This window comes from Streptomyces koelreuteriae (genome assembly GCF_018604545.1).
In the GTDB taxonomy this organism is placed as follows: Bacteria; Actinomycetota; Actinomycetes; order Streptomycetales; family Streptomycetaceae; genus Streptomyces; species Streptomyces koelreuteriae.
This window is the reverse complement of record NZ_CP075896.1, coordinates 6,093,973-6,118,217: the sequence shown is the minus strand read 5'-3', so window position 1 is coordinate 6,118,217 and position 24,245 is coordinate 6,093,973. Positions and strand designations below refer to the sequence as shown.

The 24,245-nt window shown below is 70.9% G+C and carries 24 protein-coding genes and 1 pseudogene; 14 read left to right on the top strand and 11 right to left on the bottom strand.

Annotated features, from left to right (window positions below; translation table 11 throughout):
* The first annotated feature begins 156 nt into the window (after window positions 1–156).
* Together KJK29_RS27555 and KJK29_RS39440 are read left to right on the top strand one after the other, a co-directional pair.
* A complete protein-coding gene (locus KJK29_RS27555) occupies window positions 157–1,383 on the top strand; it encodes a tryptophan-rich sensory protein (protein ID WP_215121868.1) in 1,227 nt (408 codons plus the stop codon).
* Between the two features lie 176 nt (window positions 1,384–1,559).
* Window positions 1,560–1,640, top strand: a pseudogene (locus KJK29_RS39440) (glutamine synthetase); the annotation flags it as partial.
* A gap of 31 nt (window positions 1,641–1,671) precedes the next feature.
* Here KJK29_RS39440 and KJK29_RS27550 read toward each other — a convergent pair.
* The gene (locus KJK29_RS27550) at window positions 1,672–2,211 is read right to left on the bottom strand and encodes a CGNR zinc finger domain-containing protein (protein WP_215121867.1); all 540 of its coding nucleotides are present in this window, start codon (window positions 2,209–2,211) and stop codon (window positions 1,672–1,674) included.
* Window positions 2,212–2,298: 87 nt separating this feature from the next.
* On the opposite strand from KJK29_RS27550, the gene KJK29_RS27545 reads away from it, so the two are divergent.
* Together KJK29_RS27545 and KJK29_RS27540 are read left to right on the top strand one after the other, a co-directional pair.
* Window positions 2,299–3,024 (top strand): haloacid dehalogenase type II, encoded by a 726-nt coding sequence (locus KJK29_RS27545; protein ID WP_215121866.1) that lies wholly within the window; start codon window positions 2,299–2,301, stop codon window positions 3,022–3,024.
* A gap of 2 nt (window positions 3,025–3,026) precedes the next feature.
* Entirely contained in the window at window positions 3,027–3,599 is a 573-nt protein-coding gene (locus tag KJK29_RS27540) for an O-methyltransferase (RefSeq protein ID WP_215121865.1), read from the top strand.
* Window positions 3,600–3,685: 86 nt separating this feature from the next.
* Here KJK29_RS27540 and KJK29_RS27535 read toward each other — a convergent pair whose 3' ends face one another.
* The 4 genes from KJK29_RS27535 to KJK29_RS27520 all read right to left on the bottom strand — a co-directional run bounded on the left by KJK29_RS27535 (window position 3,686) and on the right by KJK29_RS27520 (window position 8,558).
* A complete protein-coding gene (locus KJK29_RS27535) occupies window positions 3,686–4,906 on the bottom strand; it encodes an MFS transporter (RefSeq protein ID WP_215121864.1) in 1,221 nt (406 codons plus the stop codon).
* 97 nt (window positions 4,907–5,003) lie between these two features.
* Entirely contained in the window at window positions 5,004–5,963 is a 960-nt protein-coding gene (locus KJK29_RS27530) for an endonuclease/exonuclease/phosphatase family protein (RefSeq protein WP_370869211.1), read from the bottom strand.
* A 268-nt stretch (window positions 5,964–6,231) separates the two neighbouring features.
* Window positions 6,232–6,894 carry a TetR/AcrR family transcriptional regulator gene (locus KJK29_RS27525; RefSeq protein ID WP_215121862.1) on the bottom strand — a complete coding sequence of 221 codons (663 nt, stop codon included), beginning with the start codon at window positions 6,892–6,894 and terminating at the stop codon, window positions 6,232–6,234.
* 62 nt (window positions 6,895–6,956) lie between these two features.
* Window positions 6,957–8,558: an MFS transporter gene (locus KJK29_RS27520; protein ID WP_215121861.1), complete on the bottom strand. Its 1,602-nt coding sequence runs from the start codon at window positions 8,556–8,558 to the stop codon at window positions 6,957–6,959.
* Between the two features lie 202 nt (window positions 8,559–8,760).
* Here KJK29_RS27520 and panB point away from each other — a divergent pair, with 202 nt between their 5' ends.
* From panB to KJK29_RS27505, 3 genes are all read left to right on the top strand, one after another.
* A complete protein-coding gene (gene panB, locus KJK29_RS27515; RefSeq protein WP_215121860.1) occupies window positions 8,761–9,612 on the top strand; it encodes a 3-methyl-2-oxobutanoate hydroxymethyltransferase in 852 nt (283 codons plus the stop codon).
* Between the two features lie 133 nt (window positions 9,613–9,745).
* Entirely contained in the window at window positions 9,746–10,765 is a 1,020-nt protein-coding gene (locus tag KJK29_RS27510) for an ATP-binding cassette domain-containing protein (protein WP_215121859.1), read from the top strand.
* A complete protein-coding gene (locus KJK29_RS27505; protein WP_215121858.1) occupies window positions 10,762–11,583 on the top strand; it encodes an ABC transporter permease in 822 nt (273 codons plus the stop codon). Before KJK29_RS27510 ends, KJK29_RS27505 begins: the two co-directional genes overlap by 4 nt.
* A 29-nt stretch (window positions 11,584–11,612) precedes the next feature.
* On the opposite strand, the gene KJK29_RS27500 is transcribed toward KJK29_RS27505, so the two are convergent.
* Together KJK29_RS27500 and KJK29_RS27495 are read right to left on the bottom strand one after the other, a co-directional pair.
* Entirely contained in the window at window positions 11,613–14,888 is a 3,276-nt protein-coding gene (locus KJK29_RS27500) for a BTAD domain-containing putative transcriptional regulator (RefSeq protein WP_215121857.1), read from the bottom strand.
* A gap of 77 nt (window positions 14,889–14,965) precedes the next feature.
* Window positions 14,966–15,514, bottom strand: coding sequence for a DUF6578 domain-containing protein (locus KJK29_RS27495; protein WP_251057961.1), 549 nt, complete (start codon window positions 15,512–15,514; stop codon window positions 14,966–14,968).
* 114 nt (window positions 15,515–15,628) lie between these two features.
* Here KJK29_RS27495 and KJK29_RS27490 point away from each other — a divergent pair, with 114 nt between their 5' ends.
* Entirely contained in the window at window positions 15,629–16,429 is an 801-nt protein-coding gene (locus tag KJK29_RS27490; RefSeq protein WP_215121856.1) for a site-2 protease family protein, read from the top strand.
* Between the two features lie 4 nt (window positions 16,430–16,433).
* Here the strand turns inward: KJK29_RS27490 and KJK29_RS27485 are convergent, their stop codons facing one another.
* Both KJK29_RS27485 and npdG read right to left on the bottom strand, forming a co-directional pair.
* Window positions 16,434–16,649 carry a hypothetical protein gene (locus KJK29_RS27485; protein ID WP_370869164.1) on the bottom strand — a complete coding sequence of 72 codons (216 nt, stop codon included), beginning with the start codon at window positions 16,647–16,649 and terminating at the stop codon, window positions 16,434–16,436.
* A 47-nt stretch (window positions 16,650–16,696) separates the two neighbouring features.
* Window positions 16,697–17,416: an NADPH-dependent F420 reductase gene (gene npdG, locus KJK29_RS27480; RefSeq protein ID WP_215121854.1), complete on the bottom strand. Its 720-nt coding sequence runs from the start codon at window positions 17,414–17,416 to the stop codon at window positions 16,697–16,699.
* 148 nt (window positions 17,417–17,564) lie between these two features.
* Between npdG and KJK29_RS27475 the strand changes: the two genes are divergently transcribed.
* On the top strand, window positions 17,565–18,176 hold the full coding sequence (locus KJK29_RS27475) for a hypothetical protein (RefSeq protein ID WP_215121853.1): 612 nt from the start codon (window positions 17,565–17,567) through the stop codon (window positions 18,174–18,176).
* Between the two features lie 142 nt (window positions 18,177–18,318).
* The gene (locus KJK29_RS27470; protein WP_215124486.1) at window positions 18,319–19,587 is read left to right on the top strand and encodes an MFS transporter; all 1,269 of its coding nucleotides are present in this window, start codon (window positions 18,319–18,321) and stop codon (window positions 19,585–19,587) included.
* Here the strand turns inward: KJK29_RS27470 and KJK29_RS27465 are convergent, their stop codons facing one another.
* Complete coding sequence (locus tag KJK29_RS27465; protein ID WP_215121852.1) at window positions 19,588–19,818, bottom strand: hypothetical protein; 231 nt, start codon at window positions 19,816–19,818, stop codon at window positions 19,588–19,590.
* A 58-nt stretch (window positions 19,819–19,876) separates the two neighbouring features.
* Here KJK29_RS27465 and map point away from each other — a divergent pair, with 58 nt between their 5' ends.
* Both map and KJK29_RS27455 read left to right on the top strand, forming a co-directional pair.
* Window positions 19,877–20,734 (top strand): type I methionyl aminopeptidase, encoded by an 858-nt coding sequence (gene map / locus KJK29_RS27460; protein WP_215121851.1) that lies wholly within the window; start codon window positions 19,877–19,879, stop codon window positions 20,732–20,734.
* A 157-nt stretch (window positions 20,735–20,891) separates the two neighbouring features.
* The gene (locus tag KJK29_RS27455; protein WP_215121850.1) at window positions 20,892–21,539 is read left to right on the top strand and encodes a biliverdin-producing heme oxygenase; all 648 of its coding nucleotides are present in this window, start codon (window positions 20,892–20,894) and stop codon (window positions 21,537–21,539) included.
* 21 nt (window positions 21,540–21,560) lie between these two features.
* Here the strand turns inward: KJK29_RS27455 and KJK29_RS27450 are convergent, their stop codons facing one another.
* Window positions 21,561–22,205 carry a PhzF family phenazine biosynthesis protein gene (locus tag KJK29_RS27450; RefSeq protein ID WP_215121849.1) on the bottom strand — a complete coding sequence of 215 codons (645 nt, stop codon included), beginning with the start codon at window positions 22,203–22,205 and terminating at the stop codon, window positions 21,561–21,563.
* 64 nt (window positions 22,206–22,269) lie between these two features.
* On the opposite strand from KJK29_RS27450, the gene KJK29_RS27445 reads away from it, so the two are divergent.
* Both KJK29_RS27445 and KJK29_RS27440 read left to right on the top strand, forming a co-directional pair.
* On the top strand, window positions 22,270–23,355 hold the full coding sequence (locus tag KJK29_RS27445; RefSeq protein ID WP_215121848.1) for a FecCD family ABC transporter permease: 1,086 nt from the start codon (window positions 22,270–22,272) through the stop codon (window positions 23,353–23,355).
* On the top strand, window positions 23,355–24,185 hold the full coding sequence (locus tag KJK29_RS27440) for a heme ABC transporter ATP-binding protein (RefSeq protein ID WP_215124485.1): 831 nt from the start codon (window positions 23,355–23,357) through the stop codon (window positions 24,183–24,185). The genes KJK29_RS27445 and KJK29_RS27440 overlap by 1 nt, the downstream gene beginning before the upstream one ends.
* Window positions 24,186–24,245 lie beyond the last annotated feature (60 nt).

The window sequence follows — 24,245 nt, the reverse complement described above, 5'->3', positions numbered from 1 at the left end:
CGCATTACGTGCCGCCTCCTGTTGTGTGTGGGCGGTACAGAGCAGGGGTTGGAGCGGGTAGTCGGCCTCGCTGTGCACCCCGTATCTGCGCTTCGCCTGCGGACCTCCTCCTTCCGGCGGTGTCGTGCCAGAAGGGGCTGCCTATACGGTCACGATATGGAACTTCGCCAATCACTGTTTCGCCCGATTGGGTCTCGGGCCGACACCCGGCCTCGCCCCGCAGATGAGGAAGAATCGTGGTTCACAGAACACCGCGGCTGGAGTTCCTTTCTGGTCATTCTCTTGGCCGTCAATGCTGGGGTTTTCTTGGGTTTCTGCATCCCAGACTTGGGGCGGGCCGAAAACACGGTTCACTCACTGTCAGTTGTGATGCGATTCACCCTTTTCATTCTCAATGCCATCGCCTTCGTCGGTGTGATGAAAGAGTTGAGAGGTCGGGCAAGGAATTGGGATTTGTGGCCATGGATTTTTGCTGCTCAACTAGGCGCTCTCCCGTTCCTCTTCATCCCGATCCTGATCGAAGCGCGTAGCCCTTTCCACGATCGCCTGGATGCTCTCATCGTCCTCATTTCGGCAGGCTTGACAGCTGGCGCCCTGATGGTGGTTTTCTTTGTTTGGGTCACAGGAAGGATTCACTTCGGCGCAGCCTGGGCTTTCTTTGTCGCCCTATTCCCCTTGGCCGGACTCCTCCAGTTCTGGATCCAAAGTTACTATCAGCCAGCTCACAGTCGTCCGGGGGTGAATGTGAACGTCAAAATGGAGGAACTGAGCCGATCCGGCAGCATTTCGCGAATGCGAGGTACAGTCACCGTCCAGAACAACGGCAAAGCCGCTGTCGACTCGCTCGGGTCCCTTTATAAGGCCGTCGGCTATGACCTGAAACCCGACAAAGGCAGTATGGATGCAGCCATGGATGTGGTGGGTCCCGACCTGAACTACATGGCGGAGAGTGAAAGGATCCTCAGGATTGGCGATGTTTTGCCGGGAGAGGAATCCCTGACTCCTAGCCAAAAGTATGAGACTTCATTCGTTTTCGATGCCGACAGCAGGAAGGAAGAGGTTGTTCGCCTCGTTGTGAACCTCGTCTTGATTACGCGCGGATCAGTGAAGAGTACTACTACTGACTGCGAATATAAAATGTGCGCGAAAACGCTATTCAAGCGCTCCACTGCTATGCGTGAAATTCTTGACGACGATCCATATGCCGAGACTTACATCGACTTCCATCCTCCAGGGAAGCCGAACGATACGTCGGAATTGCCATACCTGCATATCAAGTATGGCTCCTTGGAAGGCCTCGGCAAGGAATCTCATGAAGAAGTTGATGCACTCGTGAGAGATGTGACGCCGGAGATCGTCGCCGAGTATCGACTCAAGCCGTAATGGGTGCATCAGGTCGAAGATCTCGCCTCCGCTACAGTCCGCGAATTCACTACCGTCTGTCCCGCCGCCGTTGACGGGCGAAGTGGCCACTGCTTGGCCGACCAATGACAACCGTTTGAGTGCACGGCAGCGCTGCGACTTGCTCGATCGCATGAGATCGCTCCGGAGCAGTGACACTTCCCAACAAGCGCCAGGAGCGGGAGGAGTACCGCAGCGAGGTCACGGCGTTCGAACTGCGGAGGAACTTGCCGACGCTGAGCGTTTCACCAACGTCCCAGGACAGCACACCTAGACAGCTCCCCGCCTCCGCGCACGATAAGCCGCCGCCTTCACGCGATTGCCGCACTCCTCCATCCCGCACCAAGCACGCCGCGCACCCCGTGACCGGTCGAGGTAGACGCGGGTGCAGCCGGGGCGGCCGCACTCCTTGAGGCAGGCGTGGGGGTCGGCCAGCAAGGTGATGGCGCTCCGGGCCAGTTGAGACAGGGCCGCGGGGAGGTCCCCCGAGGTGCGCAGGCCCGCGTCGCTGAGCTCGATCGCGCACGGCGGCACCGCAGCCGCGCCGTTGACGATGTCGAGACTGCCCGGATCGAAGGGGCGGTCGAGCACGCGGTCGAGGGCCAGTCGGTAGAGCGCCTCTCGCAAGGACAGCGCCGACTCGAAGGTCCGCGCGTCGGCGGTCACCCGGTCGGGAAGTCCGTCACACGCGACGACCCACCGTTCGAGATCCGCGGGCGTGGTCAGGAGGTCGACGGGCTCGTTCCGGCGGCTCAGCACGGTTCCGGTCAGGTCGAGGGCCGGGTCGCCGCTCACGAAGGTGAAATCCACGTCACCATCTTGACCGGTGACAAGACTGCTGGGCAATATCGTCACCTGTTGAAGCGGTGACGATGAGCCGGGGGGCGGGGAGGACGCATGAGAGGAATCCGCGACATCGAGGTCGTCGTCTTCGATGTCCTCGGAACGCTCGTCGACGAATCCAGCGGGCTCAGGGCAGCGATCCGTGAAGCGGCCCCCACATCCGACGAGGCGGCCGTCGACGAGTGGGTCGGCCTGTGGCAGCAGCACTGCGAGCGTGAGCAGCAGCGCATCCGGCAAGGGCACCGCCCCTACGCCAACACCGAGGTCATCGACGCGGAGGCCGCCCGGAGCATCGCCGAGCAGGCCGGGGTCGACGATCCGAGCGTCGTCGACCGGCTGGCCAGGGCGGGGCAGCGCCTGCCCCCGTGGGACGACTCCGTCGCCGGGCTGGAGCACCTCGCGCGGCGGCTTCCCGTGATCGGGCTCTCCCATGCCAGCCGCACCGCCCTGCTGCGACTCAACGCGCATGCCGGGCTGCGCTGGCATCAGGCCCTGTCCGCCGAAGCCGTCCACGCCTACAAGCCAGCACCGGAGGTCTACCGGCTCGCCGTCGACACCGCCGGATGCCCACCGGAGCGCGTCCTCATGGTGGCCGCGCACGCCTGGGACCTGCGCGGAGCGCGGGAGGTGGGTCTGCGGACCGCCTACGTCCGTCGCCCGTCCGGAGATCCGCCGACTGGCTCCGACGACTTCGACGGGCGGTTCGACGGGCTCGATCAACTGATCGGCGTGCTGTCAGCGGGCCAGGTAGGGTCCAGCTCACCGCGAAGGGGGGCCTGATCATGGCAGAGCAGCGTGCCCTTCCACCCCGGGTCGAGGTCGCGGGGCGGCTCGCCGTCGAGGCCGGGTTCAAGAAGAGCTGTGTCCCCGAGGTGGGCAGGCTGCTCGCCATGGTCGCCGCTTCGAAACCGCACGGGGTCGTCGCCGAGAGCGGTACGGGGTCGGGTGTGGGAACCGCCTGGCTGCACAGTGGGCTCGGGGCCGGTGCGCGGCCTGTCACCGTGGAGCGTGACGAGGAGCTGGCCCGGCGTGCGGCCGGTGTGTTCGCGGACGACAGCCGGGTCAGCGTCCTGAGCGGGGACTGGCGGCTGCTCGAAGAGCACGCGCCGTTCGATGTCTGCTTCTGCGACGGCGGGGGCAAGCGGGACGCCCCCGAGCGGGTCGTCGAGTTGCTCGCTCCCGGTGGGGTTCTCGTTCTGGACGACTTCACCCCGTCGGCGGACTGGCCGCCGAGGTTCGAGGGCGGCGTGGACGAGCTGCGGCTGTGCTACCTCACCCACCCGGACCTCGAAGCCACCGAAGTCCTCACCACGCCCACCAGTTCGGCGATCGTCGCGGCGCGCTGTCGGGGCTGACCGTCGTACGAACGACGACGCGGCGGCCCGCAGGGTTGCCCCCGCGGGCCGCCGCCCGAGTCGCAGCACCGGCGTACCGGCCACCGTCAGTGACGCACCGCCTCCGCCTCCTGCGGGACATGGCTCGCCACGATCCGCTCGCGTCCGGCGGTGGCCGGTGCGCGGCGGCGGTCGACCGTGTAGGCCAGGGATGCCACGGCCAGGCCGAGGACGGCCAGGGCCGCGCCGGCGAGGGCCGGGGAGGTGACGCCGAAGCCCGCGGCCAGGGCGAGGCCGCCGATCCAGGCGCCGCCGGCGTTGGCCAGGTTGAAGGCGGCCTGGTTGGCGGAGGAGGCCAGGGACGGGGCCGAGGAGGCCTTCTCCATGACCATGAGCTGGAGCGGGGAGCCGGTGGCGAAGGCCGCCATGCCGAGCAGGATGACGGCGACGGCCGCGGTCAGCTCCGTGCGCATCAGCAGCGGGAAGACCGCCAGGACCACGACGAGGGACCCGAGGCCGCCGAAGAGCGTGCCCCGCAGGGAGTGGTCGGCGAGGCGGCCGCCGAGCAGGTTGCCGGCGGTCGCGCCGACGCCGAACAGCGCCAGCAGCAGGGTCACGCTGGCACCGGCGTAGCCGGCGGCGTCCGTGAGCATCGGCGTGATGTAGCTGTACGCCGAGAAGAGGGCGCCGAAGCCGGCGACCGTGGTGCCGAGCGACAGCCAGACCGGCAGGGAGCGCAGGGCGGCGAGTTCGCCGCGCAGGCCCTGGGCGGTGGTGTGCTCGTGATCGCGCGGGATCAGCAGCGCGAGCGCGGCGATCGCCGCCAGGCCGATGGCGCTGACACCGAGGAAGGTCGCCCTCCAGCCGAGGTTCTGGCCCATGAGGGTCGCCACGGGCACGCCCGCGACGTTCGCGACCGTCAGGCCGAGGAACATCAGGGAGACCGAGCGCGCCTTGCGCTCGGGGGCGACCATGTTCGTCGCGACGACGGCGCCCACACCGAAGAAGGCGCCGTGCGGCAGACCGCTCAGGAAGCGGGCCGCCAGCAGCCAGCCGTTGTCGGGCGCGAGGGCCGACAGCGCGTTGCCCGCGACGAACAGTCCCATCAGGCTGATGAGGACCGTGCGGCGGGACATCCGGGCCGTGACCGCGGCCAGCAGGGGGGCGCCGATGACGACGCCCAGCGCGTACGCCGACACCAGGTGGCCGGCGCTGGGTATCGAGATGTGCAGGTCGTCCGCGACATCGGGCAGCAGCCCCATCATCACGAACTCGGTGGTACCGATGCCGAAGGCGCCCACGGCGAGGGCGAGCAGGGCCAGGGGCATGAGGAAGCCTTTCGAGTCTTGCTGGGGGATCCGTACGTTCGTATGTTCAAGTACGGAACAAAGTCTCTCAGGCCTGCTATTCCGCCTACGGCCGTCCTCAGCCGTCTGTGGCGACCTTCACACGGGCGGCGATCGGCAGATGGTCGCTGCCCGTCTCCGGGAGCGTCCAGGAACTCTCCGGCTTCAGGCCCCTGACCATGATCTGGTCGATACGGGCCATCGGGAACGACGCCGGCCAGCTGAACCCGAAGCCGTTGCCGGCCGCGCCCTGCGTGGAGCGCATCTGGGAGGTGACGGCGTTGAGCGCGCGGTCGTTCATGGTGCCGTTGAGGTCGCCGAGCAGGACGACGTTCTTCAGGGGCTCGTGGGCGATGGCCTCGCCCAGGAACTCCGCGCTCCGGTCACGCTGCCGGGCCGTGAAGCCGGCCTCCATCTTCACCCGTACCGACGGCAGGTGGGCGACGTAGACGGCGACCTGCCCGGACGGGGCGGTCACGGTGGCGCGCATCGCCCGGGTCCAGCCCATGTCGAGGTCGACGGCCTTGACGCCGGTCAGGGGGTACTTGCTCCAGACCCCGACCGTGCCCTCCACGGAGTGGTAGCGGTAGGTCGACGCCAGCGCCTTCTCGTACGTCGGGACGGCGGATGCCGTCAGTTCCTCCAGGGCCACGACGTCCGCGCCGGAGGCGGCCACGTCACGGGCGGTGCCGGACGGGTCCGGGTTCTCGGCGTTGACGTTGTGCGTGGCCACGGTGAGGTCGCCCCCCGTGGCGGTCTTGTCGCTGAGCTGGCCGCCGAAGAGGTTCAGCCAGACCAGCGACGGCAGGATCAGCGCGATCAGCGCGGTCGCGGACTTGCGGACCAGGGCGAGCAGGAGCAGCACCGGGATCAGGAGCCCCAGCCAGGGCAGGAACGTCTCGATGAGGCTGCCCAGATTGCCGATGGCGTTGGGGATGTGCGAGTGCACCAGCATGACCACGGCCAGCAGCACCGCGCAGCCGGCCACGAAGAGACCGCGCCGCCACATCCTCGGGTCGCCCCGTCGGCCGCCCGCCATACGGTCGAACAGGCGGCGAAGCCGGTTTCCCCGGCGCTCGGGCCCCGAGCCGCCGTTGTCCGTCTCCGTCATGTACGCCTGCTGCGCCATACCGTCGCCTCACTGCCTGCCGTGCACACCATCGCCCCCGTGTCCTTACGACCCTAGGGGATGATCCGTTCCGTTCCCGCCGTCCGCGGACGGCCGTACGGGGGCGAGGACGAACGAGTCGGCGCGGCGAGTTCCGGTTACCGGCTGTGAAAGCGCCCTCTGTGACGAAACGCGCACACTAGGACGGCCGCGAGCCCGAACTGACGGACGGTGAGCCGTCGGGACGCCCGCCGGGGCGCAGTCCTTCGAGCAGCGTGTCGACGACCTGTTCGGCGAGGCCCTCCGGCAGGTCGGCCTCCGGGTGCAGGACGGAGCGCAGGAGCATGGGGCCGACGAACAGGTCGTTGAGCAGGTCGAGGTCGACGTCCGTGCGCAGTTCGCCGTTCTCCTGGCCGCGGCGCAGGACCTCCAGGCCGAGCCGGCGGCGTGGTGCGACGACGGTGGAGTGGTACGCGGCCCAGATCTTCGGGCTGCTCTTCATCTGGGCGTGCGCGTTGTGCAGGATCGCCGACGAGCGGCTGGCCAGGCCGCGCCGCCGCACCTGTTCGAGCAGGAGCACGAGGTCGTCGCGCATGGAGGTGCCGGGGAGCGGCGGGTCGGGGGGTTCGGCGGCGCGCAGGACGTCGACGAAGAGTTCCTCCTTGCCGCTCCAGCGGCGGTAGATGGTGGCCTTGCCGACGCCGGCGGTGCGGGCGACGCGCTCGATGGACAGCTCCGCGAGGGGCACGCCCTCCTCCAGGAGCCTCATCACGCCCTCGATGATGGCGCGTTCGACGGCCTCGCTTCTGGGGCGGCCCCTCGGGGGGCCGTCGTTCGGGGGGTGCCGTTCGGCGAGGCTCACGTCGCTCCGTCCTTTGCCGCCAAGTGAGATTGCTGGCTGGTGGGTTGCATTGTCGCGCAGGGTCACGACCGCGCGTCGGACAACTCCTTGTCTCCCTCCCCCTGCTGGGGTGCCGGGGGCTTCCCGGGCAGGAACAGGGCCACGACGACCGCGCCGATGAGGGCGATGCCCGCGCCCCACAGGGCGGTGATGTGCATCGCGTGCAGGAACGCGTCGTAGGCGGGGGTGACGAGGGACTTGCCCTCGGGGCCGAGCTTGGCCGCGATGCCGAGGGTGGCCTCGATGGACTCGCCGGCGGTGTGGCGCAGGGCGGGCGGCAGCGCGCCGAGCCTGTCCTCGATGCCGTTGCGGTACGCCGTGGACAGCACCGAGCCGAGGACGGCGATGCCGAGGGCGCCGCCGACCTGCCGGAAGGTGTTGCTCAGCGCGGAGGCGGAGCCGGCCTTCTCGCGGGGCAGGGCCTGCATGATGACGACGCTGACCGGGGTCATGATGTGCGCCATGCCGGTGCCCATGAGGAAGAAAATGACCTCCAGGATCCAGATGGGTGTGTCCGCGTCCAGGGTCGCGAAGGCGGCCAGCATCGCGGCGATGAGCAGCATTCCGGCGGTCGTGGTGGCCTTGTTGCCGAAGCGGTCGACGAGCAGCCGGGCCCGTGGCGCGAAGATCAGCTGGGCGGCGGCCAGCGGCAGCATCAGCAGACCGGTCTGCAGCGGCGAGTAGCCGCGCACGCTCTGGGTGTAGAAGACCGAGAAGAAGGTCACGCCCATCAGCGCGAAGAACACCAGCGCGATGGCGGCGATGGCGGACGAGAACACCTTGTTCTTGAAGTACGTGACGTCGATGGACGGGTGATCGCTGCGCTTCTCGAACACCACGAAGGCGACGAGGACGGCGAGACCGGCGCCGATCGTCGACAGCACGGTGGCGTCGGTGAAGTCGGCGAGCTGGCCGCCCTTGATGATGCCGTAGACGAGCAGGACCAGGCCGACGACGGAGAGCACGACGCCGACGGGGTCGACACGGCCCGGCTTCGGGTCGCGGGAGTCGGGCACCAGCCACAGCATCAGCGCGAGGGCAAGCAGCACGATCGGCACGTTGACGAGGAAGACCGAGCCCCACCAGAAGTGGTCGAGGAGCACACCGCCGGTGATGGGGCCGATGGCGATGGCGAGGCCGACGCCGCCGGCCCAGATGCCGATGGCCTTCGGCTGCTCCTCGCGCTCGAAGACGTTCATCAGGACGGCGAGGGTGGCGGGCATGACGAACGCGGCGCCGAGACCCATCACGGCCCGGAAGGCGATCAGCTCCCCCGGCGAGCCGGAGAACGCGGCGAGCGCGGACCCGATACCGAACACGGCGAGGCCGCCGAGCAGCACCTTCTTGCGGCCGAGCCGGTCGCCGAGCAGCCCGGCGGTGAACAGCAGGCCCGCGAAGACCAGGGTGTAGGCGTTGATCGCCCACTCCAGCTCGCTCTGCGTGGCGCCCAGGCCGGTCGGGGCCGGGGTGGAGATCGTCTTGATGGCGACGTTCAGGATCGAGTTGTCGAGGACGACGATCAGCAGGCTCAGCATCAGCGCACCGAGGATCGCCCAGCGGCGCCGGTGCACCGCTTCCGGTATCGGGGGGCCGGTGGGGGCGGCGCGGTCGGCAGGAGTAGTCATACCGTCGAGCGTAGAACCATTTCGATACGAGACCGTCTCGTATTGGAATACCCTTACCGAGCTCTTACTCGCACGGCCCCATCGGCGCGCCGGGCGGAACTCACAGGGCCTCCCCTAGCCCTGCTTGGCACGAGGTGCCACCATGGACGTGGTCCGGGGACGCCGTCAGGGCGCCTCGAGATGACGTGTGAGGAGCCGTGCAATGACGCAGCTTTCGGCTGCCCAGAGCGCCAAGACGCTGTACGGGGGCAAGGGAACCCGCCGTATCACCGTGCGCGACATCGCCGCCGCCAAGGAGCGGGGCGAGAAGTGGCCCATGCTCACCGCCTACGACGCGATGACCGCGTCCGTGTTCGACGAGGCCGGGATCCCGGTCATGCTCGTCGGCGACTCGGCGGGCAACTGCCACCTCGGGTACGAATCGACCGTGCCCGTCACCCTCGACGAGATGACCATGCTGTCCGCGGCGGTCGTACGGGGCACCTCGCGCGCCCTGATCGTCGGCGACCTGCCCTTCGGCTCCTACCAGGAGGGTCCGGTGCAGGCGCTGCGCTCGGCGACCCGGATGGTGAAGGAGGCGGGAGTGCAGGCCGTGAAGCTGGAAGGGGGCGAGCGGTCGCACGAGCAGATCCGGCTGCTCGTCGACTCCGGCATCCCGGTCATGGCGCACATCGGCCTGACCCCGCAGTCCGTCAACGCGATGGGCTACCGCGTGCAGGGGCGGGGCGAGGAGGCGGCCCAGCAGTTGCTGCGGGACGCGAAGGCCGTGCAGGACGCGGGCGCGTTCGCGGTGGTGCTGGAGCTGGTCCCGGCGGAGCTGGCGGCCGAGGTGACGCGGACGCTGCAGATTCCGACGGTGGGCATCGGGGCCGGCCCCGAGTGCGACGCGCAGGTGCTGGTGTGGACCGACATGCTGGGTCTGACCGGCGGGCGCGTCCCCAAATTCGTCAAGCAGTACGCCGACCTGCGTGAGGTCATGAGCGGCGCGGCGAAGGCGTTCGCCGAGGACGTCGTCGGCGGAACGTTCCCGCAGGAGGAGCACTCCGTCCACTAGAGCCACAGCGGTACCACGGACGGCCCGCCGACCTTCCCCCAGTCGGCGGGCCTTCCCTCTTTTCTCTGTGGTGTCGGCGGGCTGTAGGCGGCTTGTCGGTGGTTTGTCGGTGGGCCCTGAGACCGTCTGTCCCATGACGCGAATCGACACACACGCCGGCGGCGCCGCGGTCACCGTGCGGGGGCTGGTGAAGCACTACGGCGAGACCAAGGCACTGGACGGGGTCGACCTGGACGTGCGGGAGGGCACCGTGATGGGGGTGCTCGGGCCGAACGGGGCCGGCAAGACGACCCTGGTGCGGATCCTGTCCACGCTGCTCGCCCCCGACTCGGGCCGGGCCACCGTCGTCGGCTACGACGTCGTACGGCAGCCCCGGCAGCTGCGCCGGGTGATCGGCCTCACGGGGCAGTACGCCTCCGTGGACGAGAAGCTCTCGGGCTGGGAGAACCTGTACATGATCGGGCGGCTGCTCGATCTGCCCCGCAAGAGCGCCCGGGCCCGGGCCGACGAACTGCTGGAGCGCTTCACGCTCACCGAGGCCGCCAAGCGGCCCGCGGCGACGTACTCCGGAGGCATGCGGCGACGGCTGGACCTGGCCGCCTCGATGATCGGCCGACCGGCCGTGCTCTTCCTGGACGAGCCGACCACCGGGCTCGACCCGCGCACCCGCAACGAGGTGTGGGACGAGGTCAAGCGCATGGTCGGCGACGGCGTCACCGTGCTGCTCACCACTCAGTACATGGAGGAGGCCGAGCAGCTCGCCACCGAGCTGACGGTCGTGGACCGCGGGCAGGTCATCGCGGGCGGCGCCATCGAGGAGCTGAAGGCGAAGGTCGGCGGCCGTGCGCTGCGGATACGCCCGGCCGATCCGGTGCAGCTGCGGCCCCTCGCCGCCGCTCTGGACGACTTGGGCATCACCGGCCTCGCGACCACGACCGTGGACAGCGACCGGGGCGACGTCCTCGTGCCGATCCTCAGCGACGAGCAGCTGACAGCCGTGGTCGGCGCGGTCACCTCGCGTGGCATCACGCTCTCCTCCATCACCACCGAACTGCCCAGCCTGGACGAGGTGTTCCTGTCCCTCACCGGCCACCGCGCCAGTGCCCCGCAGGACACCGTGCCCGCCGACGACCGTCAGGAGGTCGCCGTATGAGCGCCGCCACCGCAGCCATCCACGAGGGCGAGGCGGACGCCCGTATCTCGCCGCGTGCCCATCTGCGCCACACCGGGGCCCTGGTCCGCCGCAATCTGCTGTGGATCCGCAAGGACCCGGAGTCGATGGCCGACGCGCTGCTGATGCCGGTCATCTTCACCCTGCTGTTCGTGTTCGTGTTCGGCGGCTCGATCGGGCAGGCGCTGGGCGGCGGGCAGGACCAGTATGTGCAGTACGTGATCCCGGGCATGATCGCGATGATGAGCATGACGCTGTCCCAGGGCGTCGGCACCGGCTTCAGCCAGGACTTCAACTCCGGTGTCATGGACCGCTTCCGGTCCCTGCCCATCGGGCGCGGCTCGGTGCTCTTCGCGAAGATCTCGGTGGAGCTGCTGCGGATGCTGTTCGCGACCGCCGTGCTGATGATCGTCGCCGTCGCGGTCGGGTTCGAGATCACCAACTGGCCCGGTCTGCTCGCGACCGTGGCGCTGTCCACCGCGTTCGCCTCGTCGATCATGTGGGTGTTCCTCACCCTGGGCGTGATCATGAAGAACGCGCAGTCCGTGCAGGCGATGGGCTTCCTGGTGCTGTTCCCGCTCCAGTTCGGCTCGTCGATCTTCGCGCCGACGACCTCGATGCCGGGCTGGCTGCAGGCCTTCACCGACTACAACCCGCTGTCCACGCTGGCGGACGCCGCGCGCGGGCTGATGGTCGGCGGGCCGGTCGCGCACGATCTGTGGGTGACGCTCGGCTGGTCGGTGGCGATCACGGCGGTGATGGCTCCGATCGCGATCCACAAGTTCCGCACCAAGAGCTGAGCGGAGAGGCCGTCTTCGCGTCGTTCGCGTCAGACCAGGGCGGTGGCCTCCTCGGCGGAGAGGCCGCCGCCTTCCGCGTACGCGCTCTCGTACGCCGGGTCGCCGAGCACCGCCCGGGCCCGCAGCTCCGCCCGCTCGCGGGTCTCGCGCTCCTGCCGCGCGGCGACATGGCCGGGCGGCAGAAGGCCGTCGGCGGCGCCCAGGCAGCGGGCCGCGTCGTGGGCGCGGTGCCCGCCGTCGAGGCCGGCCAGGGCTCCGGCCCCGATGGTCAGGTACACCGCGCGCATATGGGGGGCGATGAGCTGCGAGCGCGGGTCGGCGGCACGCTCCAGCGCCTTGCGGATGAGGTCAAGGCACTCCGCGTGCCGCCCCTCCACGGCGTCCAGCCAGGCCTCGGCGCCGAGGATGAACGCATCGAAGACGATGAAGTGGGCGATACGGAAGTCCTGCCGCAGCCGTCGCAGTTGCTCGCGTGCCTCGGGCACCCGGTCCGTCAGGCCCAGCCGGACGGCCAGGTAGAGGCGGGCGGCGGGCATGGCCTCGCTGATCGAGTCCCCGCGCTCGGCGATCACCTCGCGCAGCAGCCGCTCGCCGCGCTCCTCCTCGCCGGCCTCCAGCAGCGCGTTGCCGAGCCGGGCGGTGAGCACGGCCGTCTGGCCGTGGGCGCCGAGGTGGTCCGCGTGGGCGATGGCGGCCTCGTAGTCGGCGGCGGCCAGGGCGTAGGCGCCTCTGCGTTCATGGGTCTCGGCGCGGGCGGAGAGGGCCTCGGCGGTGCCCCAGGCGTCGCCGAGGCGCCGGTAGATCTCCAGCGACTCGTCGGCGTCCCGGGCGGCGTCGCCCGCCCAGTCGGTGCGGTTGGCGAGGAAGTTGGCCCGCATCTGGAGGCCGGAGGCCAGCTCCCATTCAAAGCCGGGGGTCTCCCGGCAGGTGCGGATGGACGCCTCCATGACGACGCGCAGCCGGTCCATGTCGCCGGTCAGCATCACGGCGAAGAGCCAGAGCAGGCCGGGGAGCCGGCAGGTCTGCGGGAGGCCGGGCTCGTAGGTGTCGGCGATGGTGTTCAGCTTCTGCTGGGCCCGCGGGGTCTGCCAGGCGTCCAGTTCGGTGTCCATGCAGGCGAGATGCGCCAGGTGGATCCCGCGCCGGGCCTCCTGGAGGACCTCGCCGGTCATCGGGGGCGGGGCGTCGGTGCAGCGCTGCCAGACCGGGGCGGCGGGGCGGACGGGCTCGGTGAAGGGGTCGGGGCCGAGGGTCATGACCTCGCGGCACCAGGTGCGGGCCTCGATGCGCAGGTCGCGCATCTGCCAGTACCAGACGAGGGACAGCGCGAGGCAGAGCGCCTCCTGCTCGTCGCGCAGGGCGACGGCGTGGCGCAGGGCGGTGCGCAGATTCTCGTACTCCCGCTCCAGCCGGTGGATGGCGGCGAGCTGGCCGGGGCCGTGCAGCAACGGGTCGGTGCGGCGGGCGAGTTCGCGGAAGTACGTCAGATGGGCGCGTTCGGCCTCGGCGCGCTGTCCGGCCTCGTCCAGCCGCTCGGCGGCGTACTCGGCGACGGTCTCCAGCAGCCGGTAGCGCATCTCGCCGTCCGAGGACTCACCGGGCGGCGCGGCCACGACCAGGGAGCGGTCGACGAGCGAGCCGAGCACCTCCAGGGCGACCGGCCCGCACACCGCCTCGGCGGCGGGGAGGTCGCAGCCGCCCGCGAACACCGACAGCCGCCGCAGGACGTCCCGTTCGTCCTCGTCGAGCAGGTCCCAGGACCAGTCGACGACGGCTCTGAGGGTCTGCTGGCGGGGCAGGACGGTGCGGCTGCCGGAGGTGAGGAGGCGGAAGCGGTCGTCGAGCCGCTCGGCGATCTGGCGGGGGGTGAGCATCCGCAGCCGGGCGGCGGCGAGTTCGATGGCCAGGGGCAGACCGTCGAGGCGGCGGCAGATCTCCGCGCACGCCCCGGGGTCGTCCTGGACGCGGAAGCCGGGCCGGGCCGCCCCGCCCCGCTCGGCGAGCAGCCGCAGCGCGACCGGCTCGGGCAGCGGCTCCACGGGCCGCAGCAACTCCCCCGGTACGCCCAGGGGTTCACGGCTGGTGGCGAGGACGGTCAGGCCCGGGCAGCGCTCCAGCAGTTCCTCGGCGAGCCGGGCGGCTGCGTCGGCGACGTGCTCGCAGTTGTCGAGGATCAGCAGCATGCCGGGGCGGGAGCAGTGCTCGGCGAGCCGCTCGACGGGGTCGTCGAGCCGGTCGGCGACAGCGGCCCGCATGCCCTCGGCGCCGCCGCCGTACAGCACGGTCTCCCGGGCGCCTACGGCGGTGAGTACGGCTTCCGGGACGGCGGCCGGATCGTCGACGGGGGCGAGTTCGGCCAGCCACACGCCGCCGGACATGGCGGGCCGTACGGTCTCGGCGGCCTCCTGCGACAGCCGGGTCTTGCCGGCCCCGCCGGGTCCGAGAAGGGTGACCAGCCGGGCGGTGGTGAGATCGCCCCGGATGGTCTCGATGTCGCTCTCACGGCCGATGAAGGAGGTGAGCCGCGCCCGCAGATTACCGACGGGCCGGGGCTCGACGACGGGCGCGGGGCCGCCCCCGAGGCTCAGCAACTCCGCGTGCAGGGAGCGCAGTTCCGGCCCCGGGTCGGCGCCCAGCCGATCGGCGAGCGAGCGCCGGACCTCCTCGTAGGCGTCCAGCGCCTCCGCCGTGCGGCCGGCGTCGCGCAGGGCGCGCAGACGCAGGGTCTGGAGGGGTTCGTCCAGGGGGTGGCCGTCGCACAGGGCGGTCAGCTCCGGCAGGGACTGTTCGGCCTGGCCGAGGGCGAGGGCGGCGGTGTGGCGGGCGCGCAGGACGTCCAGGCGGCGGGTGTCCAGGCGGGCCGCCTCGGCGGTGCGGTCGGGGAGGTCGGCCAGGGCCGGGCCGCGCCACAGCGCGAGGGCGTCGTCGAGGATCACGGCGGCCTTGGCGGGGTCGTCGTCGGCCAGGGCCCGCAGTCCCTCGCCGGCCAGCCGCTCGAACCGGTGCAGGTCGACATCGTCGGGCGCGGCCGTGAGCCGGTACCCGCCCTCGGCGGAGGCGACCGCGTCCGCCCCGAGCGCCCGCCGCAACCGCCCGATCAGCGCCTGGAGCGCCGCCGGACCGTCGGCGGGCGGGGCGCCGTCCCACACCTCGTCGACGAGCAGCCCCACGGGCACGGTACGGCCGGCCCGCAGGGCGAGCACGGTCAGCAGCGCACGCAAACGCGCCCCGCCCACCGAAACGACCGTGCCGTCGGTGCGGAGCGCTTGCGTGGTGCCGAGGATGCGGTAGCGCACGGGGTCCATTGTCTCCGGTGGTACGAGAACGGGTCACGAGGTTTCTACGGCGCGGCGGACGCCCTTGGCTGCGGAGCCACCCGGCCTCAGCCCCGACGCCGCCCAGCGCCCTCTGTCCCCGGTGGGGCCACGCCCACACTCGGGGACTCCAGCGCCACCATCACCCCCGACTCCCTCCACCGTCGCCCCTGCTCCGCGTCACCGTCGGCGAACCACTTCGGGCACCGCTCGACCGCCCTCAGACTCCGCTCCCCCGGGACCGGCTGCCAGGAGCGCGAGCCGGGCGGGGTCTCGGCGTAGCCCTGGGACAGCACCCGCACGGCCCGTACCCGCCCGGTGACCTGGGGCCAGGACGCGCCGTGCCGCTCGACGGAGAGCAGCCCGACCGAGCGGGTAGCCCTCCGGGGCTGCCCGCCCAGGGCCACCGTCAGGCCCGACTCCTCCCGCACCACCCGGACGCCGCCCACGTGCTCCACCGGTCCGGCGACCTTGGTGAGCTGGTCGTGCCAGCCGCCGCCGTACACGTCGGCCGGGTCCAGGAGCAGCAGGGGCCAGCTCACCTCGTCCCCCACCGAGAACGGTGTGCCGCAGCACTCCATCTGCCAGTCCGCGTAGAACACGTGCCAGAGCCCCATGCCCCCACCCTCTCCGGAACCGACCGCCCCGCGCGAGACGTTTTCCCCGTGCGCCCGGTACGGTCGGGCAGTCCCATCGCGTGTCCGAAGAGTGCGAAGAGTGCAGGGAGCCCCATGACCACCGCCACCAGCCGCCACAGCGAGCGGCGGATCAGTCCCGTCTTCGTCGGGATTCTGGCCGTGACGGCGGTCACCGGGTGGGCGACCTGGACCGGTTTCGCGGAGCAGCCCGGTGTCGCCGTGTTCCTCTTCGTGACGGCGGCCTGGATCGTCTCCCTGTGTCTGCACGAGTACGCGCACGCGCGCACCGCCCTGCACAGCGGCGACATCTCGATCGGCGCCAAGGGCTATCTGACGCTGAACCCCTTGAAGTACACGCACGCGCTGCTCAGCATCGTGCTGCCGGTGATCTTCGTGATCATGGGCGGGATCGGCCTGCCCGGTGGCGCGGTGTTCATCGAGCGGGGGCGGATCCAGGGGCGCTGGAAGCACAGCCTCATCTCGGCCGCGGGTCCGCTGACGAACGTGCTGTTCGCGATCGTCTGCACGGCCCCGTTCTGGCTGGACGCCCTGGACGGCGTGCCGACCGACTTCCGGTTCGCCCTGGCCTTCCTCGCCCTGCTCCAGGTGACGGCCGCGCTGCTGAACTTCCTGCCGGTGCCGGGCCTGGACGGCTACGGCGTGATCGAGCCGTGGCTGTCGTACAAGATCCGGCGCCAGGTGGAGCCGTTCGCGCCGTTCGGCCTGCTGTTCGTGTTCGCGCTGCTGTGGCTGCCCGCGGTGAACGGCGTGTTCTTCGACGTGATCGACACGATCCTGAAGTCTCTGAAGATCAGCGACTTCGAGACGTACTGCGGTCAGGAGCTGTACCGCTTCTGGCAGGGCTCGAACGAGTTCTGCTCGGCCGCGCCCTGAGGGGTCAGCCCGTGGGCGACTTCTGGGCCTTGGCGCGCTTCACGTAGTACCAGGTCATGTTCGACGACAGTCCGGCGAGCAGCACCCAGACGATCCCCAGCCAGCTGCCCTGCACGAAGGAGACCACGGCCGCGGCCACGGACAGGACGCAGAAGATGGAGGCGTAGAGGGCGAGGCGGGGCATGGCGGTCGGCTCCTGTCGGGGGACACTGCGGGTCATACGGTCACTGCTGGTGCCGTCCAGTGTCCCCCATCGGCCTCACCGGCTCACACGTCGGTGACGCGCAGCCCGGCGTGTGCCTTGTAGCGGCGGTTCACGGAGATCAGGTTCGCCACCAGCGACTCCACCTGGTGGGCGTTGCGCAGCCGCCCCGCGAAGATGCCGCGCATCCCGGGGATACGGCCGGCGAGCGCCTGGACGATCTCGACGTCGGCCCGGACCTCGCCGAGCACCATCACGTCGGTGTCGATCTGCTCGATCTCCGGGTCCTCGAGGAGCACGGCCGACAGGTGGTGGAAGGCGGCCGTGACGCGGGAGTCCGGCAGCAGGGCGGCGGCCTGCTCGGCGGCGCTGCCCTCCTCGGGCTTGAGGGCGTAGGCGCCCTTCTTGTCGAAGCCGAGCGGGTTGACGCAGTCGACGACGAGCTTGCCGGACAGTTCCTCGCGCAGGGATTCGAGGGTCTTGCCGTGGCCGTCCCACGGCACGGCGACGATCACGATGTCGCTGCGGCGCGCGGTCTCGGCGTTGTCGGCGCCCTCGATGCCGTGTCCGAGTTCCCCGGCCGCCGCCTGGGCGCGCTCGGCGGCCCGCGAGCCGATGATCACCTTCTGGCCGGCCCGGGCCAGCCGGTAGGCGAGGCCCTTGCCCTGGGGCCCGGTCCCGCCGAGCACACCGACGACGAGTCCGGAGACGTCGGGCAGGTCCCAGGGGTCCTTGGCGGGGGCCTTCTGGGCGTTGTCGGTGGCAGCACTGTCGGTAGAGGTCATGGCCCCGACTCTACGTCCGTGCCCGTGCCGCCGATGTCTCCCCCAGCCGTTCCCTCATGGCACGGGTGAGCGACCCAACTGCCCGGGCCGGGCGAATCCGTGGAGACTTCCTCCGCACCCGCGACCGGCTCGGGCAGGATGCGGCTCCATGGATGCCGTACGGGTCGCGCTGCTGCGGGAAGTGCTCGCCGGGACCGAGTGGCTGGGCGCCACGCGGAGGTTCGCCGGGGCGCTGCGGGGGTCGGTGGTGTCGCACGGGGGCGGGCTGCTGCTCGTCGGCACCCCGGAGTACGAGCCGTGGCACCTGGCCGCGCACCTCGTGGACGAGGCCGCCTGGTCGGGCACACCGGAGCTGGCCCCGACGCTGGTACGGCACGACGCCCGCGCCTGCGACCCGGCGCACCTCGCGGTCGGCCTGGGACGGCTGGAGGCGGCCCGGCGGGGCGAGACGCTGCTCGTGGTGTCCCCCGAGGGACCCGGACCCGCCGCACCACTCCTTGAACGCGTGTCCGACGCCCGTCGCGCCGGGGCGACGGTCCTCGCCCTCGGCCCCGACGCGGGCGAACTTCCGGCGATGGCCCACGAGTCCCTGTCCGTCCCCACCGGCGCGGAACTGGACCTGGACACGGTCCAGCACCTGGTCAGCGCGGCAGCCGGGGAGAACGCGCTACCGGCCCCCGCGCGAGGCCCCCGGCGCCTCAGGGACAGGCTGTCCCGACTGGCGGACAACCTGACGGCGCCCCCGCCGGCCCGCTGGTGACGACTCCCGCGTGCGTCTCCCGCGCGTCTCCCGCGCGATGAGCAACCGAGCCCCGAAAAGCAGTTGCCCGCCCGCGCCCCTCCCCCGACCATGACCCTTCGTGACCGACGACCTCCCCGAACGTTCTTCCGGCCTCCGCGCCATGCTCCCCGACCTGTCCCCCTGGCGGGCCTCCGCCGACTTCCGGCGGCTGTGGGTCTCGGGGCTGATCACCAACTTCGGGACGTTCCTGACGTTCGTCGCACTGCCCGTGCAGCTGAAGGAGCTGACGGAGTCGGCGGCGGCGGTCGGGGCCATCGGGGCCGTGGAACTGGTGCCGCTGGTCGTGTTCGGGCTGTACGGCGGGGCTCTCGCCGACGCCTGGGACAAACGGAAGCTGATCCTGTGGACGGAGGCGGGGCAGGGGCTGCTCAGCGTGGTGCTGCTGGCCAACGCGCTGCTTCCGCGGCCCGCTGTCTGGCCGCTGTACGTCGTCGCCGCCCTGTCCTCCGCCCTGGTGTCCGTGCAACGGCCCGCACTCGACTCGCTGTGGCCGCGGATCGTGGCCTACGAACATCTGCCGGCGGCGGCCTCCCTGAACTCGCTGCGCTGGACGGTCGGCGGCGTCGCGGGCCCGGCGCTGGCGGGGGTGGTGGTCGCCTACGCCGGTGTCGGCTGGGCGTACGGCGCCGACCTGGCCACGTTCGTCGTGTCCGTGGTGCTGATCACGCGCATCGCGGCCTCGCCGGCCTCCCACGAGGCGGTGAAGCCCTCGCTGCGGGCCATCGCCGAGGGCGCCCGCTACGCGTGGAGCCGCAAGGAACTCCTGGGGACCTACGCCGTCGACCTGGCCGCGATGTTCCTGGCGATGCCGCTCGCCCTGCTGCCGTTCCTGGCGGACGAGCTGGACGCGCAGTGGTCACTGGGGCTGATGTACGCGGCGGTCCCGGCGGGGGCCCTGCTGGTGAGCCTGACCAGCGGATGGACCTCGCGGGTGCACCGGCACGGCCGGATGGTGGTGCTGGCGGCCGCACTGTGGGGCCTGGCCATCGCGGGCGCCGGGGTCGTCGGCAATGTGTGGCTGGTGCTGCTGTTCCTGACCCTCGCCGGCGGCGCCGACATGGTCAGCGGCGTCTTCCGCGCGGCCATGTGGAACCAGACGATCCCGGACGAGCTGCGCGGCCGTCTGGCCGGGATCGAGCTGCTGTCGTACTCGGTCGGACCGACGGTCGGTCAGATGCGCAGCGGCGGTTTCGCGGCCTGGCTGGGAGTGCGGACGTCGGTCTGGTCCGGCGGGCTGCTGTGCGTGGGCGCGGTGGCGCTGCTGGCGGTGTGCCTGCCGAGGCTCATGACGTACGACGTGCGAAGCAACGAGCACGCGGTGCGGCTGCGCGAGAAACGCGCAGCCGCCGCTGTGGCCGCCGAGGCGTGATCAGTCCTCTTCCCGGCCGCCCGTCGGGGCGTCGTGCCACTTGGGGTCGTTCTCCCACTGGAGGTTGCGCTCGCGGGCGGTCGCCATCGCGTGTTCGGCCTCCGGGCGGGAGGCGTACGGCCCGAAACGGTCCTTGTTGGGGCACTCCGGCCCCTCTTCGACCTTCTTGTGCTCCAGGCAGTAGTACCACTCGCCCGGCTTGCCGACCGTGCGCTTCTTGAACAGGGCCATGACCAGCTCCTCTCGCCATCGACATGTTCCCCCATGGGCGCTGGTTAGACTCGCTGGCATGTCTGGCCAGTCGCTGCTCGTCCCGGGGGAGCTGTCCCCCACCCGTCCCGTGCCCGGAAACATCCGTCGCCCCGAGTACGTCGGCAAGCCCGCGCCGACGCCGTACACCGGTCCGGAGGTGCAGACCCCCGAGACGATCGAGGCGATGCGCGTCGCCGGCCGGATCGCCGCCCGGGCAATGGCGGAGGCCGCGAAGCTGATCGCCCCCGGGGTGACCACGGACGAGCTGGACAAGGTGGCGCACGCATACATGTGCGACCACGGCGCCTATCCCTCGACGCTGGGCTACCGCGGTTTCCCGAAGTCGCTGTGCAGCTCGGTCAACGAGGTCATCTGCCACGGCATCCCGGACTCCACCGTCCTGCGTGACGGCGACATCATCAACCTCGACGTGACGGCGTACATCGGCGGCGTGCACGGCGACAACAACGCGACGTACCTGGTGGGCGAGGTCGACGAGGAGTCGCGGCTGCTGGTGGAGCGGACGCGGGAGTCCCTGACTCGCGCGATCAAGGCGGTCCGCCCGGGCCGGCAGATCAACATCATCGGCCGGGTCATCGAGTCGTACGCGAAGCGTTTCGGCTACGGGGTGGTCCGGGACTTCACCGGCCACGGCATCAACAGCTCGTTCCACTCGGGCCTGATCATCCCGCACTACGACAGCCCGCACGCGACGACCGTGATCCAGCCCGGGATGACGTTCACGATCGAGCCGATGCTGACGCTCGGGACGCACGAGTACGACATGTGGGACGACGGCTGGACGGTCGTGACGAAGGACCGCAAGCGGACGGCCCAGTTCGAGCACACGCTCGTGGTGACGGACACGGGCGCGGAGATCCTCACGCTGCCGTAGCGCCCCACACACCCCATGAAACGGCCCGCTCCCCTCGGAGGGCGGGCCGTTCGCTTGCCTTCGGCAGGTTTTTACCGACAGCGCGTCGGGAAGGTTACCGACAACAGGTCGGAAAGGCTATTGACTTAGGTTAGCCTAACCATAGAAAGTATCGCCCATGGATTCCTTCTCGACCCTCATTCGGACGGCTTCCCGAGAGCAGCACGAGGAGGTCAGGGGCTCGACCTTCATGAGCGACCTGCTGGGGCGCAAACTCGGCGTCGACGCGTTCGCGCGCTACACGGAGCAGCTGTGGTTCGTGTACGGGGCACTGGAGTCGGCGGCCGCGCGGCTCACGGCGGATCCGGTGGCCGGACCGTTCGTCCGCCCGGAGCTGTTCCGTATGGCCTCGCTGGAGCAGGACCTGGAGTATCTGCGCGGCCCCGGCTGGCGGTCGGGCATCAGCGCGCTGCCGGCCACGCTGGAGTACGCGGAGCGGATCACCGAGTGCGCCCGCGACTGGCCGGCCGGCTATGTCGCCCACCACTACACCCGCTACCTCGGCGACCTCTCCGGCGGGCAGATCATCCGCGACACGGCCGAGAAGGCGTGGGGTTTCCCGAAGAAGGGCGACGGGGTCCGCTTCTACGTCTTCGAGCAGATCTCCAACCCGGCCGCCTTCAAGCGGAGTTACAGCGCACTGCTGGACGCGGTGCCCGGTGACGAGCTGGAGCGGCAGCGGGTCGTGGCCGAGTGCAAGCGGGCGTACGCGCTGAACAACGCGGTGTTCGAGGAGCTGGGCGCGGAGTTCCCGCTGACGGCGTAGGGCCGGGAGAGCTCCGTCGGTTCAGCGTTCGAGGTGGACCCGGCCGCCGACCTCGGTCCAGCCGCCCGGCTGGGGTGCGGTCAGGAGCTGGGAGCCGGCGCCCTGGGTGATGTTGAGGGCCCGGCCCAGCCGGTCGGTGAGCAGCAGGGCGGCCGCCCCGGTCGCCTCGTCCTCGTCGATGCCGTCGCCGCGGCCGGGGAAGGCCCGGGCGCGGATCCGGCCGGCGGGCTCGTCCTCCCAGGCCCAGGCGTAGACCCACTCCCCCGGCGGCGGTACGGCCAGATCGTCGACCTCGGCGGCGCTGCCGTACTGCCGCAGGGTGCGCGGCGGCACCCACTCCGCCCGCGCCTCGATCCAGCAGAACTCGCCGTCCTGCCGGGCCCCGACCACCCCGGCGGGGACGACCAGTTCGGGCACGTCGAGCAGCCACGCCGTCCCGACGCAGGGGTGCCCGGCGAAGGGCAGCCGCAGGGTCGGCGTGTAGATGTCGATCACGCCGCGCTCGGGATCGTCGACGAACACGGTCTCGCTGAAGCCGAGTTTCGCGGCGAACTCCTGCCGCTCGCTCTCCCCGGGCAGCACCGAACCCTCGCGAACGACCCCGAGTTCATTGCCGTATCCACCGCGCGGCCCGCAGAAGACACGGAGTACGTCGTAGTCAGTCACGAGGGCAATTCTGCCTTGAACCTTCACCGCCACGACGACCGACAGAGAGCGCAGGTAAGGCTGGATGACCGTCCTGGAGAGGCCCACCACGAGCGCCCCGCCCGAGGTCCCGCCCCGAAGACGCCGTACGACGGCCTGGCTGCTGACCGCCGGGCTGGTCTCGGCCCTTCTCGTCCTGGTCCCGGTCGCCGCCGGCACCGGCGCCTATCCCGTCCCGGTCGGTGACGTCCTCGCCTCCGTGCAGCACCGGCTGGGGCTGGGCGGCGGGGAGCTGGACCGGGTGGCCGAGTCGGTGCTGTGGAACGTGCGGTTCCCGCGGATCGTGCTGGCCCTGCTGGTCGGCGCCTCGCTGGGCTGCGCGGGCGCGCTGATGCAGGGCGTGTTCGGCAACCCGCTCGCCGAGCCGGGTGTCATCGGGGTCTCCTCGGGCGCGGCGGTCGGCGCGGTCGGGGCGATCGCCCTCGGGGTGAACGTCCTCGGCACCTGGACGGTGTCCGTCTTCGCCTTCGTCTCCGGTCTGGCGACGGTCCTGCTCGTCTACGCGGTGTCGCGTTCGGGCGGCCGTACGGAGGTGGTGACGCTGATCCTCACCGGTATCGCGGTGAACGCCTTCGCGGGGGCGCTGATCGGCCTGTTCCTGTTCTTCGCGGACACGGCGGCGGTCAACCAGATCGCGTTCTGGCAGCTGGGCTCGCTCTCCCAGGCGACCTGGCCGAAGGTGCTGGCGGTCCTGCCGTGCGCGGTCCTCGGCCTGGCGGTCGCGCCCCTGTACTCCCGCCGCCTGGACCTCCTGTCCCTCGGTGAGCGGCCCGCCCGGCATCTGGGCGTGGAGGTGGAGCGGCTGCGGATCGTGCTGGTCCTCGTCATCGCGCTGCTGACCGCGGCGGCGGTGAGCGTCTCCGGGATCATCGGGTTCGTGGGTCTGGTGGTCCCGCATCTGCTGCGCATGCTGGCAGGGCCCGGTCACCGCTTCCTGATCCCGGGCAGCGCGCTGCTCGGCGCGCTCGTGCTGCTGGCGGCGGATCTGACGGCCCGTACGGTCGCCGCGCCCGCCGAACTCCCCCTCGGGGTGCTGACGGCCCTGCTCGGCAGCCCGTTCTTCTTCTGGCTGCTGCGCCGCACCCGGCGCCGACAAGGAGGCTGGGCGTGATCCGCCTGCGTACCCGACGTCCCACTCCCCCGGCCCGGCCGTCGCCCGGCGATGTCCTGGCCGAGACCCAGGATCTGTATGTCCGGCTCGGGGCCCGCGAGGTACTGAAGGGCGTCGACCTCACGGTCCGCGCCGGTGAGGTCCTCGCCCTGGTCGGTCCCAACGGGGCGGGAAAGTCGACGCTGTTGAGCGCGCTGGCCGCCGATGTCCCGGCCGCCGAGGGGGTCGTACGCGTCCACGGCCGCCCGGCGGCTGAGTGGCCCGCGCCCGATCTCGCCCTGCGCCGGGCGGTGCTGCCGCAGTCCGCGGCGCTCTCCTTCCCCTTCACGGTCGAGGAGGTCGTCCGCATGGGCCGCGCCCCGCACGCCGCCTCCCCCGCCTCGACCCCGGCCGACGACGACCGGGCCGTCGCCGAGGCCATGGCCGCCACCGAGGTCACCGGCTTCGCCACGCGCCCGTTCTCCGCGCTCAGCGGCGGCGAGCGGGCCCGGGTCGCGCTCGCCCGGGTGCTCGCCCAGCAGGCCCCGCTCCTGCTGCTCGACGAACCGACGGCGGCGCTCGATCTGCGGCACCAGGAGCTGGTGCCGCGGCTGTGCCGGTCAAGGGCGCACGCCGGTGACGCGGTGGTCGTGGTGGTGCACGACCTGGGTCTCGCCGCCGCCTACGCGCACCGGGTCGCGCTCCTGTGCGCCGGTCGCGTCGCGGCGGACGGCCCGCCCGCCGAGGTCTTCTCCGAACGCCTGCTGAGCGAGGTCTACGACCAGCCCGTGGAGGTCTTCCCGCACCCTCGGACCGAAGATCTCCTCATCACCCCGAGACGCGACCTTTGACCTTCCTTTGACCGGTTCATGAGGGCGATTTTGGGCCACTTAGGTAATCCTTATGTGCCC